Source organism: Candidatus Seongchinamella marina, from assembly GCF_026262685.1.
In the GTDB taxonomy this organism is placed as follows: domain Bacteria; phylum Pseudomonadota; class Gammaproteobacteria; order Pseudomonadales; family Halieaceae; genus Halioglobus; species Halioglobus marinus.
In genome coordinates this window covers 164,683-181,189 of sequence record NZ_SHNP01000001.1, presented here as the reverse complement: position 1 = coordinate 181,189, position 16,507 = coordinate 164,683, and the positions used below count along the sequence as shown (strand labels likewise).

General features: G+C 54.7%; 17 protein-coding genes and 1 other RNA gene. 6 read left to right on the top strand and 12 right to left on the bottom strand.

The window, feature by feature from the left end; genetic code table 11:
- Positions 1 to 9: 9 nt before the first annotated feature.
- The 6 genes from trxA to hrcA form a co-directional block, all read right to left on the bottom strand.
- The gene (trxA, locus tag EYC87_RS00700) at positions 10 to 864 is read right to left on the bottom strand and encodes a thioredoxin (protein ID WP_279251164.1); all 855 of its coding nucleotides are present in this window, start codon (positions 862 to 864) and stop codon (positions 10 to 12) included.
- Between the two features lie 58 nt (positions 865 to 922).
- A complete protein-coding gene (gene dapB, locus EYC87_RS00695; protein ID WP_279251163.1) occupies positions 923 to 1,732 on the bottom strand; it encodes a 4-hydroxy-tetrahydrodipicolinate reductase in 810 nt (269 codons plus the stop codon).
- Positions 1,729 to 2,865 carry a molecular chaperone DnaJ gene (dnaJ, locus tag EYC87_RS00690; RefSeq protein ID WP_007230371.1) on the bottom strand — a complete coding sequence of 379 codons (1,137 nt, stop codon included), beginning with the start codon at positions 2,863 to 2,865 and terminating at the stop codon, positions 1,729 to 1,731. Before dnaJ ends, dapB begins: the two co-directional genes overlap by 4 nt.
- A gap of 141 nt (positions 2,866 to 3,006) precedes the next feature.
- Complete coding sequence (gene dnaK, locus EYC87_RS00685) at positions 3,007 to 4,938, bottom strand: molecular chaperone DnaK (RefSeq protein WP_279251162.1); 1,932 nt, start codon at positions 4,936 to 4,938, stop codon at positions 3,007 to 3,009.
- 96 nt (positions 4,939 to 5,034) lie between these two features.
- Positions 5,035 to 5,640 (bottom strand): nucleotide exchange factor GrpE, encoded by a 606-nt coding sequence (grpE, locus tag EYC87_RS00680; RefSeq protein ID WP_279251161.1) that lies wholly within the window; start codon positions 5,638 to 5,640, stop codon positions 5,035 to 5,037.
- 129 nt (positions 5,641 to 5,769) lie between these two features.
- Positions 5,770 to 6,804, bottom strand: coding sequence for a heat-inducible transcriptional repressor HrcA (gene hrcA / locus EYC87_RS00675; RefSeq protein ID WP_279251160.1), 1,035 nt, complete (start codon positions 6,802 to 6,804; stop codon positions 5,770 to 5,772).
- A 132-nt stretch (positions 6,805 to 6,936) separates the two neighbouring features.
- Between hrcA and recN the strand changes: the two genes are divergently transcribed.
- Positions 6,937 to 8,586 (top strand): DNA repair protein RecN, encoded by a 1,650-nt coding sequence (gene recN, locus EYC87_RS00670; RefSeq protein WP_279251159.1) that lies wholly within the window; start codon positions 6,937 to 6,939, stop codon positions 8,584 to 8,586.
- Here the strand turns inward: recN and fur are convergent.
- Positions 8,583 to 9,017: a ferric iron uptake transcriptional regulator gene (gene fur / locus EYC87_RS00665; protein WP_279251158.1), complete on the bottom strand. Its 435-nt coding sequence runs from the start codon at positions 9,015 to 9,017 to the stop codon at positions 8,583 to 8,585. The genes recN and fur overlap by 4 nt on opposite strands.
- A gap of 73 nt (positions 9,018 to 9,090) precedes the next feature.
- Here fur and EYC87_RS00660 point away from each other — a divergent pair, with 73 nt between their 5' ends.
- On the top strand, positions 9,091 to 9,573 hold the full coding sequence (locus EYC87_RS00660) for an outer membrane protein assembly factor BamE (RefSeq protein ID WP_279251157.1): 483 nt from the start codon (positions 9,091 to 9,093) through the stop codon (positions 9,571 to 9,573).
- Here the strand turns inward: EYC87_RS00660 and EYC87_RS00655 are convergent.
- Genes EYC87_RS00655 through EYC87_RS00645 form a run of 3 tightly spaced genes read right to left on the bottom strand, consistent with a single transcriptional unit; the run spans position 9,570 to position 11,682 of the window.
- A complete protein-coding gene (locus EYC87_RS00655; protein ID WP_279251156.1) occupies positions 9,570 to 9,881 on the bottom strand; it encodes an RnfH family protein in 312 nt (103 codons plus the stop codon). The genes EYC87_RS00660 and EYC87_RS00655 overlap by 4 nt on opposite strands.
- A 4-nt stretch (positions 9,882 to 9,885) precedes the next feature.
- Positions 9,886 to 10,317, bottom strand: coding sequence for a type II toxin-antitoxin system RatA family toxin (locus tag EYC87_RS00650; RefSeq protein ID WP_279251155.1), 432 nt, complete (start codon positions 10,315 to 10,317; stop codon positions 9,886 to 9,888).
- 12 nt (positions 10,318 to 10,329) lie between these two features.
- Positions 10,330 to 11,682: a sodium-dependent transporter gene (locus EYC87_RS00645; RefSeq protein ID WP_279251154.1), complete on the bottom strand. Its 1,353-nt coding sequence runs from the start codon at positions 11,680 to 11,682 to the stop codon at positions 10,330 to 10,332.
- Positions 11,683 to 11,789: 107 nt separating this feature from the next.
- On the opposite strand from EYC87_RS00645, the gene smpB reads away from it, so the two are divergent.
- The gene (gene smpB / locus EYC87_RS00640; RefSeq protein ID WP_040542430.1) at positions 11,790 to 12,272 is read left to right on the top strand and encodes an SsrA-binding protein SmpB; all 483 of its coding nucleotides are present in this window, start codon (positions 11,790 to 11,792) and stop codon (positions 12,270 to 12,272) included.
- Between the two features lie 105 nt (positions 12,273 to 12,377).
- Here the strand turns inward: smpB and EYC87_RS00635 are convergent, their stop codons facing one another.
- Positions 12,378 to 13,202 (bottom strand): sulfite exporter TauE/SafE family protein, encoded by an 825-nt coding sequence (locus tag EYC87_RS00635; RefSeq protein WP_279251153.1) that lies wholly within the window; start codon positions 13,200 to 13,202, stop codon positions 12,378 to 12,380.
- A gap of 139 nt (positions 13,203 to 13,341) precedes the next feature.
- Here EYC87_RS00635 and ssrA point away from each other — a divergent pair.
- Positions 13,342 to 13,731: a transfer-messenger RNA gene (gene ssrA / locus EYC87_RS00630) on the top strand.
- Between the two features lie 224 nt (positions 13,732 to 13,955).
- Here the strand turns inward: ssrA and EYC87_RS00625 are convergent.
- Positions 13,956 to 15,020, bottom strand: a complete 1,065-nt coding sequence (locus tag EYC87_RS00625; RefSeq protein ID WP_279251152.1) for a DUF1254 domain-containing protein — start codon at positions 15,018 to 15,020, stop codon at positions 13,956 to 13,958.
- A 265-nt stretch (positions 15,021 to 15,285) separates the two neighbouring features.
- Between EYC87_RS00625 and EYC87_RS00620 the strand changes: the two genes are divergently transcribed.
- Complete coding sequence (locus EYC87_RS00620; RefSeq protein WP_040541719.1) at positions 15,286 to 15,534, top strand: hypothetical protein; 249 nt, start codon at positions 15,286 to 15,288, stop codon at positions 15,532 to 15,534.
- A gap of 314 nt (positions 15,535 to 15,848) precedes the next feature.
- Positions 15,849 to 16,379, top strand: coding sequence for an SGNH/GDSL hydrolase family protein (locus EYC87_RS00615; protein ID WP_279251151.1), 531 nt, complete (start codon positions 15,849 to 15,851; stop codon positions 16,377 to 16,379).
- Positions 16,380 to 16,507: the final 128 nt, after the last annotated feature.

Genomic DNA, 16,507 nt, shown 5'->3' with positions numbered 1-16,507 from the left:
TCAATTCCATCAGTAAAGCAGGCTATAGAGTTTGCGCTGGTACTCTGCTGCCAACGGGTCGCCCTTGCCCAGCGAAGCTATGGTGTCCAGCAAGGTTTTTTTGGTCGCCCCGTCGCCGTGTTCTCTATCTCGCTGCAAGACAGTAATCAGGTACTCCATCGCGTCCTTGAACTGACCGGCGTTGGTAAACTGAACCGCTAACTGGTGCATCAGGTCCAGGTTCTCAGGGTCCTGCGCCAACTGCTTTTCCAGCGCTTCTATTTCTGGGGACTTGGCAGCCTCGCGTTTGATTTCGAGCTGCGCACGCAGTTGTTCATAGGCTGCATCCTGATCGGCCATTCTGACCTCATCCAGCAAGGCCTCGGCCTCATCCAGGCGCAAGCATTCGATCAGGGCGTGCACATAAGGCACCGTGATTTCGTAAAGTCTGCCTGATTCATCCCAGGCCTGGCGCAACGGAGTCAGTGCTTTGGGAAAGTCGCCCTCGGCAATCGCCTCTTCTGCCAATTGCAGCAAGCCATCCCAGGGCTTGGGCAAATACTTGCCCAGCATCGACATAATCTCCTGCTCAGACTGCGCGCCGGCAAAACCATCGACCGGTTGTCCGTTTTGTATCACCATGACGGTGGGCAGGGAACGCACGCCAAACTGCTGGGCAATCATGCCCTGCTCATCTGCGTTTACTTTGGCCAGCAAGAAAGCGCCGTTGTAATCGGTGGCTATTTTTTCCAGCAAAGGCATCAACACCTTGCAGGGCTCGCACCAGTCAGCCCAGAAGTCCACCACGACCGGACGGTTGTGGGACTCCTCAATCAGCAGTGCAGCTGCATTGGTTTCATCGATGTTGACGATAAAATCGCTCAAGACTCTGTCTCCTGATTGCATCGTTTCCCCCGTCTCACGGGGATTAACGGTTCTTAACTTATTTTAAGCCCAGCACATCCTGCATGTCGTAAAGTCCGGCATTTTGGGCCTTCAGCCAACCGGCCGCCCGAACAGCTCCACGTCCAAACGACATGCGGCTGGATGCTTTGTGCGTGATTTCGACCCGCTCGCCCTCGGCGGCAAACGTAACAGTGTGATCACCGACAATGTCTCCTGCGCGCACAGTCGCGAAGCCGATGGTCTCGCGCTCACGCGCACCGGTTTGTCCTTCTCGACCATACACAGCGACCTTATCCAGGTCTCGATCCAGCGCGTCCGCTACCACCTGGCCCATGCTCAAAGCAGTGCCAGACGGGGCATCGACTTTATGTCGGTGATGGGCTTCATACACTTCAATATCAACATCGTCGCCCAGCACTCGAGCAGCCATATCCAAAAGCTTGAAACAGACATTCACGCCGGTGCTAAAATTAGAGGCCTTGCAAATCGCTGTTTTCATCGCAGCAGTGTCAATGATGGCTTGCTGTTCTGCAGTAAACCCGGTGGTACCGATAACAATACCGATCCCCTGCTCGGCGCAGGCCTGCACATTGGCAATGGTCGCCGCAGGCACAGTGAAATCAATCAGCACATCGATGTTGCTAATCACCGCATCGAGTGACGCAACGACTACAACACCGTTTTTACCCAGCCCGGCCAGCTCGCCGGCATCAGCACCGAGCAAACTGCTTTCAGGGTGCTCGATAGCGGCTGCCAGTTGCAGGTCATCGCTGGATGCTGCAATAGCCTCGATCAGCGTTCGGCCCATACGGCCGGCGGCGCCGGTAATGCCTATTTTTGTTGTCATGATGTCATATCGTCAAAAAAGCTTTTCACGCCTTCAAACCAACTGTGCTGACGCGGCGACTGGCGCTTGCCATCTTCACCCAGAGTTTGCTGCAGCTCTTCCAACAGCTCCTTCTGCCGCTTGTTCAGGTTGACTGGCGTTTCTAACACAGCGCGGCACAGCAGGTCACCCACGCTGCCACCACGTACCGGCTTCACACCCTTACCGCGCAAGCGAAACAACTTGCCGGTTTGCGTTTCTGCTGGAATTTTCAGGTTAACCCTGCCGTCCAGCGTTGGTACTTCGAGCTCACCACCCAGTGCTGCGTCGACAAAAGTAATCGGAACCTCGCAGTACAGGTTTTTACCGTCTCGCTCAAAAATGTTGTGTTGCTTGACCGACATTTGTACAAACAGATCGCCGGAAGGACCACCCTGCGGTCCTGCTTCGCCTTCGCCAGAAAGACGAATGCGATCGCCCGTATCGACACCTGGCGGTACTTTCACCGACAGTGTACGCGTTTTCTCCACCCGACCCTGACCATGACAGGTACCACAGGGATCGGATATGGTCTGACCCTGTCCACGACAGGCAGGACATGTTTGCTGAACCTGGAACAGGCCTTGCTGCATTCGCACCTGGCCAGCGCCACCGCAAGTGCCGCAAGTCACAGGGCTGGAGCCTTTCTTGGCACCGGAGCCGTCACAGGTTTCACAGCCGGATAAGCTAGGCACGCGGATTTCAACCGTTGTGCCTTTCACTGCATCTTCCAAAGAGATATCCAGCGTGTAACGCAAATCAGAGCCACGCTGTGGTCCAGCGCGACCGCCGCGGCCACCGCCGCCGCCACCAAAAATATCACCGAACACATCGCCAAAGATATCGCTGAAATTGCCGCCACCGCCAAAACCACCGCCACCCATGTTGGGGTCAACCCCGGCGTGACCATATTGGTCGTAGGCCGCGCGCTTCTCGCTATCCATGAGAACGTCGTAGGCCTCAGTGGCTTCCTTGAACTTCTCATCAGCATCGGGATCATCCGGATTGCGATCCGGATGATACTTCATGGCTACCCGGCGATAGGCCTTTTTAACCTCTTTGCTGTCAGCACTTTTGCCGACACCGAGCACTTCGTAATAGTCGCGTTTTGACATAAATCTTCAGTGTATTTACGGTATTTTCATAAATGACTACGCGGGCACATGCGTCCCGCGTAACCCTGGCTCTGTCACCCATGTGCATCCGGGGTCCAGAGCCTCTGGATCCCCACCTGAGTGGGGATGACGCCTAAGGCGTTACTTCTTATCGTCTTCCTTCACTTCTTCGAACTCTGCGTCCATCACATCTTCAGCAGGCTCGCCTTGTGCACCGGCCTCAGCGCCAGCACCGGCCGCCTGAGCTTGCTCGGCCTGCGCCGCATACATCTTCTGCGCTACAGGGCCTGTCGCTTCAGTCAGCTTGGTAGCAGCTGCGTCAATGGCTTCCTTATCGTCGCTCTTTACCGCTTCCTCAGCTTCAGAAACCGCCGCTTCAATGGCCGCTTTCTCTTCGTCAGTTGCGTGCTCGCCAGCTTCCTCAACAGTCTTCCTGGCAGCGTGGATCAGGCCATCGCAAGTATTACGCGCGGTGATCAGCTCCTCGAACTTGGCATCTGCTTCAGCGTTAGCTTCGGCGTCTGCAACCATTTGCTCGATATCGTCATCCGACAGACCGCCAGAGGCAGTGATGCGAATGGACTGTTCTTTGCCGGTTGCCTTGTCCTGGGCAGACACATGCAGGATACCGTTGGCATCCAGGTCGAAGGTAACTTCAATCTGGGGCATACCACGCTGCGCTGGTGGAATGTCTGCCAGATCAAAACGGCCCAGCGACTTGTTACCAGTGGCTTGCTTGCGCTCACCCTGCACTACGTGAATGGTAACGGCAGTCTGGTTATCGTCAGCAGTTGAGAAAATCTGCGACTTCTTGGTAGGAATCGTAGTGTTCTTCTCGATCAGCGGCGTTGCTACGCCGCCCATAGTCTCAATACCCAGCGTCAGGGGAGTCACGTCCAGCAGGAGCACATCTTTCACATCGCCAGACAGTACCGCACCCTGGATAGAGGCGCCCATGGCAACCGCTTCATCGGGGTTAACGTCCTTGCGAGGCTCTTTGCCAAAGTAGTCAGCAACCTGCTTCTGCACCATCGGCATGCGGGTTTGACCGCCCACCAGAATTACGTCATCAATCTCGGAGGGAGACAGACCAGCATCTTTAAGTGCGGTCTTAACAGGGTCCATAGAGCGAGTCACCAGGTCTTCGACCAGGGATTCCAGCTTGGCGCGGCTCAGTTTCACCACCAGGTGTTTCGGGCCGCTCGCATCAGCGGTAATGTAAGGCAGATTCACCTCAGTTTGCTGTGAGCTAGACAGTTCAATCTTGGCTTTTTCGGCAGCTTCTTTCAGCCGCTGCAGAGCCAGCGGATCGTTGTGCAGATCAATGCCAGACTCTTTCTTGAATTCTTGTGACAAATACTCGATCAAGCGCATGTCAAAGTCTTCACCACCGAGGAACGTGTCACCGTTAGTCGACAGCACTTCAAACTGGTGCTCGCCATCAACTTCAGCAATCTCGATGATAGAGATATCGAAAGTACCGCCACCCAGGTCATAAACCGCTACAGTGTGATCGCCCTTCGCCTTGTCCATGCCGTAGGCCAGCGCAGCAGCCGTTGGCTCGTTGATAATACGTTTCACGTCCAGGCCAGCAATCTTGCCGGCGTCTTTTGTCGCCTGACGCTGGGAGTCGTTGAAGTAAGCAGGAACGGTGATTACCGCCTCAGTCACTGGCTCGCCCAGGAATTCCTCGGCGGTTTTCTTCATCTTGCGCAGAACTTCAGCAGACACCTGAGGCGGTGCCATTTTTTCGTCGCGGGCCTGTACCCATGCGTCGCCGTTATCAGCAGCAAGAATTGTATAAGGAACCATGCTAATGTCTTTCTGGACAACATCGTCCTTGAACTTGCGGCCGATCAGGCGCTTCACTGCGTACAGTGTGTTAGTAGGGTTAGTGACAGACTGGCGCTTCGCCGCCTGCCCAACAAGGATCTCACCTTCATCGGTGTAACCGACAATAGAAGGTGTCGTGCGATCGCCCTCAGCGTTTTCAATCACGCGAGGTCCATCGCCATCCAGCACGGATACACATGAATTTGTGGTACCCAGGTCAATTCCGATTATCTTGCCCATTGTATGTCTCCAGTCTTACTTGGCGCTGTGCGCCGGTATCAATTGCGTTGTTCTTTATTTGGGGTCAATTTGGCCTGATTCAACCCCCTTTTTACTTCAACCGCCTTTACTGACCATTACCATGGCGGGTCTTATCAACCGGCCATTGAGCGAATAACCCTTCTGCATGACAGCTGTCACGGTATTGGGCTCAACCTCTTTGTTCTCAATCATGGTGATGGCCTGATGCAAATTGGGGTCAAAGGGCTCGCCCTGGGGATCCACCACATCAACCTTGTTTTTGCCCAGCACGTCGATGAAACTTTTGAGTGTCAGCTCTACGCCCTCGGCAATCGGCTTAATTGCCTCGTCGTCACCGGAGGCCGCCTCAAGGGCACGCTCCAGGTTATCGACAACCGGCAGTAAGTCGCTGGCAAAGCGCTCAAGAGCAAACTTGCGGGCTTTCTCAACGTCCTGTTCAGCGCGACGCTTAACATTCTGGGCGTCGGCCTGGGCGCGCAGCGCGGCATCCCTGGCGGCCAGCAGGTCTTCCTGCAGCTGACTCAGCTCGTCATCCAATGAGACTTCGGTATCGCCTTCAGCACCTGCGTCAGCGGCTTCTGCTGCAGCAACTTCCTCAGCGGTTTCCAATTGAGCTTCAGGGTTCGCTGTCTGCTCGTCCTGAACCTCGTTTTCTGGCTGTTTTGGGTCTTGCTCGGCCACGCTTGCACTCCGTATGGCTAATCTAGGGGGTTACAGTGGCGATATGGGGCCAAATCGGGGCGATTCAAGGGATATTTGTGGGTTTTTGGGGGTAAATTACGCCCCAATCTGCGGCAGACGCCGCAGACGCTATTTGCCCAGCGCAGAACTCAGCATGCGAGCGGTAAGGTCCACGATGGGGATCACTCTTTCATAGGCCATGCGGGTGGGCCCTATCACCCCCAGAACGCCCAGCGTTTGGGCGCCATCGCTGTAGGGAGCGGTGATCACCGAGTAGTCGCCAAATACGTCATATCCGGCCTCCTCACCTATAAACACCTGTATGCCATCCGCCTGGGAACAGCGCTCCAGCAAGTGCAACAGGTCTTTTTTCTGCTCGAAAGCATCAAACAGCTCTCGCAACTTGAACATTTCATCTGCAGTGGCATTGCCAAGCAGACGGGATTCACCAGCCACCAGGCATTCATCTGCGGAGGTTTCCTGGTCCAACGCCTGACTCGCCAGGTCCAGGGCAGCCTGCATGTAGCCATCGATTTGGCTGCGTGCCTGCTGCATCTCATGCACAATTTCTTCCTGTACCTGCTGCAAAGGGCGGCCAGCAAAGCGCTGGTTGACCATATTGGCTGCCTCGCGCAATTGCTCCTCAGTAAAGGCACGTTGGGTGTGAATGATGCGGTTTTGCACTTCTCGCTCATTGATCACCAGAATCACCAGCACCCGATCACCGGAAAGCGGCAAAAACTCCACCTGGCGCAACTGACCCGCCTCCTGACGAGGAACCGTCACCAAACCCGCCTGGGCGGTAATACTGGAGAGCAGGGACGAGGCGCTCTGCACCAACTCGGTGGCTGACTTATCGGGGTTCAATTCGCTGCGCAGCGCTGTCACCGCCTGCTGTTCCAGCGGTTGCACCTGCAGCAGAGTGTCGACAAACAGGCGATAACCCATCGCGGTAGGAATGCGGCCGGCGGAAGTATGGGGAGAAATGAGGTAACCGCGATCTTCGAGGTCCGACATGACATTGCGGATAGTGGCTGCACTCACCGGTAAACCCGCCTGCTCCACCAGTGTACGGGAGCCCACCGGCTGACCATCCCGAATATGGCTTTCTACCAATGTTTTGAGTAAAACACTGGCCCGTTCAGAAATTACATCGCTTGTCATGAATACCTGCGCCCCTTGATAAACACGGTTGTATCACAGTGCCCGGCAAACACAAAACCTGCGACTGAACACAGCAGATGTTTATGCCGCCTTTCATCTAGGGTATAACTGACAAAACCATCGGGTACGCACATGCTTAGCCACATCAGCATCACCAATTACACTATCGTTTCCTCACTGGAAATGGAGTTTGCCCGCGGCATGACCGTGATCACCGGCGAAACCGGTGCAGGCAAGTCAATTATGCTCGACGCCCTTGGCCTTTGCCTGGGCGACCGCGCAGACCCCAAAACCGTGCGTCATGGCTGCGATCGCGCTGATATCACAGCAACTTTTGATATCTCCGACATACCGGCAGCCGGCGCCTGGCTGCAAGGCCGCGACCTCAGCGGCGGCGACGAGTGCATATTGCGGCGGGTGGTGACTACCGAGGGCCGCAGTCGCGCCTATATCAACGGCAGTACCTCTACCCTGCAGGATTGCGCCGAACTGGGCTCCATACTGATCGATATTCACAGCCAGCATGCGCATCAATCGCTGCTGCGCAAAGCAGTGCAGCGAGAAATGCTGGATGTGTACGCCGGACAGCAAAAACTGGCCTCATCGGTGGAACAACTCGCCTCAGACTGGCTGCGTGCCCAGCGCGAGCTGGAATTACTCACCGGTAGCCAGGATGAACACACTGCCCGCGCGCAGCTGTTGGCCTACCAGGTAGAAGAGCTGAACGAGCTTGCACTGCAGGAAGGTGAGCTGGTCGCCATGGAGCAGGAACAAAAGCTGCTGGCCAATGCTGAGGAAATTTTGAGCTCTGCCCACTCGGCACTGGAGCTGTGCGAGCAGCAAGAGATTGGAACCCGTCAGGCACTTAACTTCCTGGATGAGGACACCCACAGCGGCCCCGCGATTGAGGGTGCCCGCGAACTATTAGACAGTGCGGCCATTCAGCTGAACGAGGCCCACAGTGAAATACAGCGCCATATTGACTCAGTGGAGGTTAATCCGGAGCGTCTGAGTGAGGTACAACGCCGCCTGGAGGCCTTTTATGACGTAGCAAGAAAGCATCGGGTGATGCCCGAGCAAGTCATTGCGACCCACCGGCGCCTGCAGGAAGAGCTAACGGGATTAGAAGGCAGCAGCGAGCGCGTAGAAGAGCTGCGCACAGAAATGGGTGACTTGGCCGCACACTATCACAAGGCGGCAAAGAAGCTGGGCAAACAGCGTGAGAAAGCAGGTAAACAACTGGTAACAGCGGCGCAGGAAATTCTCGGCACCCTGGCCATGGCCCAGTGCACGCTGGAAGTTTCGCTCACGCCGCGCGAAGACAGCTCGCCCCACCCCCATGGCAGCGAAGACATAGAATTCCTGATCAGTACCAACCCCGGAGCGGCGCCTCAGCCCTTAGGGAAAATTGCCTCCGGGGGCGAACTCTCGCGCATTAGCCTGGCGATACAGGTAGTCACTGCCAGCGAAGGTACAGTGCCCAGCATGGTCTTTGACGAAGTCGATGTGGGAATTGGCGGCGCGGTGGCCGAAGTTGTCGGCAAACTACTTCGTGATCTGGCGGGCCAGGCACAGGTGTTGTGTGTTACTCACCTTGCCCAGGTGGCAGCGCAGGGGCATCAGCACCTGCAGGTCAGCAAGACAGCGGACAAAAAATCAGTGCAAACTGACCTTAAATCGCTGGATGACAGTAGCAGGGTAGATGAAATTGCCCGGATGCTCGGTGGAGTGAAAATCACCAAGCAAACCCTGGCCCATGCCAGGGAAATGCTGGAAAGTTAAGGTTTCTTGCGGACGTAGAGCACCAGGGAGTGATCTTCTAACTCAAAGCCGTGTTCGCGGGCGATTTCGCGCTGGCGCTGCTCGATTAACTCGTCGTGAAACTCAATGACCTCGCCAGACTCCATACACACCATATGATCGTGGTGCTCGCCGCGAGCCAGTTCGAACACCGAGTGGGAGGCACTGGAACCATCGCGACCCGCCTCGAAGTTGTGACGGGTCACCAGGCCGGCGGCATCAAACTGGGTCAACACCCGATAAACCGTCGCCAGACCCGCTTTTTCACCGGTGTCCCGAAGTAAGTCATAGACCTCCTCGGCACTCAGGTGACGCTGGCTCTGGGCTGCAGACTCTAATATTTGCAGGATTTTTACCCGCGGCAAGGTCACCTTCAGACCGGCGCGACGTAACTCCTGATTTTCTTCTGCCATGAGCGAGGGCTTCTCTGTGGGTTTCAGTAGCGGTATGATGCCACCCCTACAACCTAAGTGGAAGTTCTACCCCATGCGTATCCTCCTGATCGCCTTCGCGATTACCTGTATCAGCGCCTGCACCGCCGTCGGCTTTCCCGGCGTCTACCGCATTGACGTCGAACAAGGCAACATTGTTACCCAGGAGTTGGCAGACCAGTTGCAGCCTGGCATGAGTCGGCGCCAGGTCCGCTTTATTCTGGGCACACCGATGGTAGAGGACAGTTTCAACCGAGACCGTTGGGATTACATATACACCCGGCGTAACGGACTAGAGGTCTTGGCGGAAGATCGATTAACTGTATTTTTTGAGGCCGACTCACTCACATCGGTAATTGGCGATTACATACCTGAGGCCTTTGCCGGCCCATCCCCGGCTGAATCAGGCACTGAACCCCTCGAAGAGACCATCGAGGAAGAGACTGCCGAAGAAGATACTACCGAGGAAGAGACTGCCGAAGAAGATACTACCGAGGAAGAGACCGGCGAAGAAGAAGAGACTGCCGAGGGCGGCTAGCCTTCTTTAGAACGGCGCTCCTTGGCCCTTGCGGCCCGTGCCTTGCGAACTTCTTTGGGGTCGGCAATCAGCGGGCGATAAATTTCCACCCTGTCTCCGTCTCTTAACACCTGCGATGGCGCGACGACTTTCGAAAAAATACCCAGCTTGGAATTTTCCAGGTCTATACCCTCAAACTTACCGGTAATACCCGATTGCTGCGCTGCCTGCAGGGCAGTCGTTCCTTCAACCACCTGCAACTCTAGCAGCGCCTGCTTGTTATCCAGCGCGTAGGCCACTTCTACGTTGATCATCGTTTGCTCAGTCATTGAGTTAACCGTAAAGTTCTTTGGCGCGCTTTTCCACCGCGGACACCAGATTATTGGTCGCTGAATCGAACAGTCTGGCTGCCGCCGCTCCCAGCAGAGCATTGTTGGTACTGAAATGCAGACTCAGGCTAACCTTACAGGCCGAGTCGCCCAGTGGCGTAAATTCCCAGCGCCCTCCAAACTGATCGAATGGCCCTTCCACCAGCTCCAGTGAAATGTGTTCGGCATCTACCATCCGATTGCGTGTTGAAAAGCTGTGAGAAACCCCACCCTTGGACAAATCCAGCCGGGCCTCTACCAGACCTTCTTCCTGACGCAAAACTTGCGCGCCCACACAGCCATCCATAAAGCGGGGATAGGCCTCGATATCGTTGACCAGGTCAAACAGCTGCTGCGCTCGAAAAGGTAGCAGTACACTTCGGTTAATCGTTGTCATGGAGCCACTTGCTTACCCATTCAGGCCCGCCAACACGATCAGCGCGATGGCGACGGGCGCAATATAGCGCAGCAGGGCATGCCAAAGCGAGAAAGACAGGTTCGATTCGCGCGCCAATTTTGGACGCAACACCGCCTTGTTCAGCCGCCATCCCACTAAAACAGCGGTGAGCAGGCATACCAAAGGCAACAAAATATTGGCGGTGAGAAAATCCAGCTTATGCATAAGGTGTTGCATACCAAACCAGCCCCTGGGGCCCAGTGACGCTGAAACAGCCCAGGCCAGCAGCCAGGCAATTGCGCCCGCTATTAACACAGCAGTCACCCTGCGCAAGCGCAGCTGCTGTTGCAGCATACTTACTGCGGGCTCCATCAACGCGGCCGAAAAGCCCAGGGCGGCCACCACCGTCATGGCAAAGAAGAGGCTACCAAACAGTTCACCCTGGGGCGCATTGCCAAATGCATAGGGGACAGTGATAAAAAGTAAACCCGGACCGGAAGACGGTGCCAGGTTGTTAACGAAAATAACCGGAAAAATAGCTATTCCGGCGAGCACCGCGATAATCGTATCAAATACCGCCACCGCCATGACCGATCGGCCGATGGGAATGCGGCTGGGCGCATAGGCACCATAGACAATACCGGCACCTACTCCCACTCCCAAAGTAAACAAGGCATGACCCATTGCAGCCAAAACCGACTCGCGAGTGAAATCGACCATCTGCACATTAAAGAGAAACTCCCGCGCCGCCGCGAGGTCGCCATTGTCCAGTGCGTATTTCACTAGTAAACCCAGCAAGGTGATCATCACCGGCACCACCAGCCAAACCAGTGCACCCAAACCGCGGCGCACGCCAAAGGCCAGCACGGCGACCAATACAGCCAAAAAAATACTCTGCCATTTCAGCTGGAGCACAGGGCTCTCTAGCAAATTCTGGAAGTGAGCGGCCACAATCGGGGGGCTGGCCGCAGACAATTCATCGCCGCGCATCACTTCGAGGTAGTAGAGGCTCCAGCCAGCCACCACTGACTGGTAACCCAGGATCAAAAGCCCGGTGACACAGGCCAGCAAACCCAACCATTGCCAGTAGCGATAGAGCAAAGAGCGGTCACAGACGTGGCGAATAGCGGCCATGGGGTTACCACGACCATAAGCGCCCAGCACCACTTCGGCGCACATAATGGGCACGGCTAATAGAAACAAACAGGCCACGTAAGTGAGCATAAATGCCCCTCCTCCGTATTGCCCCATCATCCAGGAAAAACGCCAAAGACTGCCCAGGCCCACCGCTGCCGAGGACAGCGCCAAGACAAAGGTGGTGCGGCTACGCCACTGCTTCAGCTCGCGCTGCTGTCTGGAATTCACCACTAAATCCCGAAAATTATCATAGGCTTAGATTGCACCAGCCCCACCCTGCATAAAAGGGAAAGATTACCGTTTAAGTGCCGGGCCACCTACGTATAATGCGCGCCATGGCCAAAAAGAAATCACACAAACCCAGCAACGTTATTGCCCAGAACAGACGGGCAAGCTTCGATTACCATCTTCTGGAAAACTTTGAAGCAGGTGTTGCCCTGTCTGGCTGGGAAGTGAAAAGCCTGCGTATGGGCAAGGCAGATCTGGCTGACTCCTACGTGCTGATGAAGGATGGCGAAGCTTTTTTACTGGGTTCGCACATCGTGCCGCTAGATACCGTGTCTACTCATTATGTCACCGACCCCTCTCGCACCCGTAAATTGCTGCTCAACAAGAAAGAGCTCGCCAAGCTGCAAGTGGCCGTCACCCAGAAGGGGCAGACCTGCGTTTGCACCCAATTGTACTGGAAAGGTCACCTGGTAAAAGCACGTATTGCCCTGGCTGAAGGCAAGAAGGCACACGACAAGCGCGACAGCCAGAAAGACAAAGATTGGAACCGCCAGAAACAGCGGATTGTGCGGGACAACGTCAAGCAATAGACCTAGCGTTATTGGCCCCTGACGATTGAATCAAACTCCGTTTAGGGCCCGCCTTGCGCGCACCAACTCTGGCTAGCAGTGAAAGCCAGGGAATGATTCACACTGCTAAACCTCAAAACCAATCACCCGCGCCAACATCCGCACAGCCACCACTAGCAGGAAAACACCAAAGGCCAGACTCAGGGCGCGCTTGGACAGCTTGTGGGCAGCACGCGCGCCTATGGGCGCCATCAACATAGTCATAGGTGCGATCAGGGCCACACCAATCCAATTCACATAGCCAAAGTTAGCGGCCGGTAACCGAGGGTCGCCCAGGCCGTTAATGATGAAACCGATGGTACCCGGAACGGCAATCAGCAGACCGAAAAGAGACGCCGTACCGACCGCCCGGTGAATAGGCTGGCTCATCATGGTGAGCGTTGCGACGCTGAAGGTACCGCCGCCAATACCCATCATCGCCGAAAGGCCGCCGATAAAGGTGGGAGCAATAATACTGCCCGCCCCCTTAGGCACCTGCTTCCAGGGCCGATAATTATCCAGCGGGAGCAGCATTTGAATCGCAATCAGCAAGGCGACCACACCGAAAATACCCGCCAGCACCGCGCTCTGAACCTGGGCAGCTGCCACCGAGCCCATTAAGGAGCCCACGAATATGAAGGGGCCCCACAGTTTTACTAAATCCATATCGACCGCGCCCTGGGCATGATGCGCTCGGGCCGAGGACATGGAGGTAAAAATGATGGTCGCCAAAGAGGTTCCTACCGCCACATGCATGCGAATGGCAGGGTCAACCCCGCGAATGGCCAGGGCCGTATCCAGCACAGGCACAATAACAATGCCGCCACCCACACCCAGCAAGCCCGCGATCAAGCCCCCAGCAACGCCGGTGGCTAGCATGGTTAGTACCAGGGGTATCATCCCTTCCATCATCAGACTCCCACTAAAAGATAGCCGCAGAATACACCGTGGCGCCCCCTTGGAGCCAGCGGCGTCATTAGGCCCAATACCACCACGGCCTTGAAAATTGCCAAACTCAACGCCATGTTATGAGGTACAATGAAAGTTCACTGGGGGCGATTTGGATTCGACGACGGATACAAACCCTTAGGTGCATGCCGTGATGGTAGCCAATCACGTAAATCCAAAGCTGCAAACTATTAGTTGCCAATGACGACAACTACGGTGCTCAACTGGCTGCGTAAGCAGTCACTAGACACCATCTAGTAGCTTCGGCTCTAGCGGTCAATGACAAGGTGCCAGCCCCGCATTATTGACTGTCATACAGAACTGGCTCGCAGCAATGTATGTTCTGGGCGGCGCTGCTAAACTTTTACAGAACTCGCTAATCACGTCCTGCCCGTTGGGCTGTGTGCAGCTAAATTAATTAACGGAATCTAAGCATGTAGAGCCGAAGGCAGAGGTCTGGCGGACGCCGGTTCAATTCCGGCCGCCTCCACCACATATTAAAAAAAGGTCATCAATTCGATGGCCTTTTTTTATATGTAATCGGCCGGCATAGGACCGGCAGCTCAAAGAGCGCCGGTGGCCAGGCATAGCGAGGTCTGTCGAAGACGGCCCGCAGGGGCGGAGTAGACACAATTCCGGCCGCCTCCACCAATTCAAGGTAACACGAGGTCACTCAGAGTTTTTTACTGATTAGGCGAATTCCTCCCGACCTAATATTCACCTTCGCTTAACGAACGGTAGTAGGCGATAACCTTCGTCCCGCACCAGTTCGCCTGGTTGGTAGTGGCGAATAGCCAATGTGAATTCACCCGATTCGTTTTCCGTCGGTAGATTGTTAGAAGCCCCCTGACCGCAGCCGAAGCTTACGGTGTACGTGCCGTCACCGTTCGGCGTGGCGGTATCCGAGCTCACGTTTGCCACGTCGTCGAACATAAAACCGGCCTTGTCGTAAACCGTGAAGGACCAAAAAGCCTCGTTCTTGGGGTCGTCAAAGGTCGCCTGGTGACAAGCGTCGCTAGGATAACTGCCGGACACCTCGTAAATGTTGTCCTTCCATTGAGCGCCGCCCCAACCGGCTGCCGCCATTATCTGGTACTTGTCTAATTCGTGCAGCCCACGCGACTCGTCGGTTGGCGCAGTGAAACCTCCGCGTAACGCCAGAATCCCGTCACGTTTCGCAAGCATGGGTGTCTTAGCCTTGAGTGCATTTTCGACACGCTCAAACGACTCCAACTCGACCGGTTCGGTGCTGAGCATCATGTCACTGGCAGCACTAATCGACATCTGATCTTGATATCGAGCCGCCTCCTCCTCAGAGAAGGTGGCATCCAGTCGAACAATCACGTAGATATGCGTGCCAGTATGCGTGGCCAATTCAAAAGTTCCAGGCCCATACGACATTGGCTGTATGCGGTGATCTTCGGTCACCGGTTGGAGCGACATGTATTTACCTTCTGGAATATCTGGAAGGGTTATCTTCGCTCCTTTTGACACATCAACTACTATCATTGAGTAGTACGTATCTCGGTTCATACGCACGACAGGCTGATCTTCGGTTGGTGTCAGTTTTCGCTTGTGCAGAAAGCGGTTGATACCCACAACGGTTTGCGCCTGAAGCATCTGCCGCGATGTTTCGTCAGTTGGATAGCTGGCTTCAGTTACCACTCGCCCATCTGGCGAAAAGAACTCATGGATATTCGTTACCTGCTCCGCTTGCGCATGCAAGGTAATCGATGAAAAGAAGATGGCGATAATTCGGGTATATTTGCTAATCAGTGACATGTGCAGCTCGCTTTGCTTATATTTGTAGCTCGAGGATTTTAGACGAGTACCGGGCTATGTCCAGAGAATTTCTACTTCTGGCCTGTAGCGGGCTGTTTCTGACTGTAATAAAGACATCCGCTCTGAGGTGAAAGCGGACATTCCTCCTTTCTTGATATCGGTTTTGGGACCTCAATCGGAAGCTTCCGCGTACTTTCAGTTTCATGGTTTAATGTGATCAAGATCTTACCGTCGATAGCAAAAACTGCTTTAAGGAGAACCCAAAATGAAGAGAATATTCGCAATGATCACGAGCGCATTACTCATAGCGACCCCGATATTGAGTTACGCCGACCCTGATGACCGCCAAGACCGCCGAGAAGAGCGTGGTAGATCGGATGAGCGCCAGGACAAAAGAGATTGTCGCCAGGAGGAAGGTAGGGTTGGCAAGGATAAACGTGATTGCAAGCAGGAAGAAGTTCGGGATGGTGTCAGAGGCAAACAAGGCGAGAGGCTAGGCAAGGATGACGATTAATAAATAGATTAGCTCTTGGTTGGTTCAGACAGTTGACACCGAATGAGACGGCTCTCTAGCTAGGGCAAACATTTTGACAGGCCCTGTGGTGCTTTGACTTGGTGACAGCCCGGTTACTGACCTCGCCCGGAGGCTTGCAATAGCAGAATTTAGGTAGTGGCCGATTCAGTGTCTCAAAGGTCCACTTTCGCCTAATAGCGGACATTGGCGCGCACAGTCATGACGTTGGCGGCTTGAGCGATTATAAATAGAACAACAACCTCCTAATCTGTATCCGTCAGCACAATAGTGCGCACTAAACAGGACACGGTAGGATGTTTCGACTATTTATTTTGATGCTGCTGTTATCAGCGCCTGCGCACTCGGCCAGTTACTGGTTGTTTGGCGACTCACTATCATCTGATGCAGGTGCATGGTCTAGCAAAGTGGGTTTCCACATCAACAACGTGGCTCAGGCCGGCAGCATGATTACCCAGTCTGATATACCCAGACAGGTATCGTGCGCTAAACGCGAAGTCATTTATTGGCTGGGGACTAACGAGGCTGGCGATGGTGTTAGCGAGGGACTATACAAGCTGGCGCTACGCGATCACATGCAGTTTCTTAGCGGCCGCGACTGTGACGTCTGGTTGGTATTGCCTGTGCTAGTAACGCTGTCACCAGAGCTTGAGCAGCGCACAAAAGATGCACGACAGTGGTCAAAAGCCGTCGCAAAGGAATACGACAATGTGACTGTATTGTCTGCTCCGTACCTGACCGCCGATACTATTGATGGGCTGCACCCTACTGATAACCGACACGGGATAATTGCTCGATGGATAACTAAAAAACTGGCAGTAGGTTAAGGATGAATGACTACCCTGAGTTGCTATGGTGTTGCAACGTCATTACAGCAACCCCCAGATTGGTAAATTCACCATCCACATTCGGTGTGTGGTTCAGACGCAAGCACTGGGGCATACACAAAAATGAC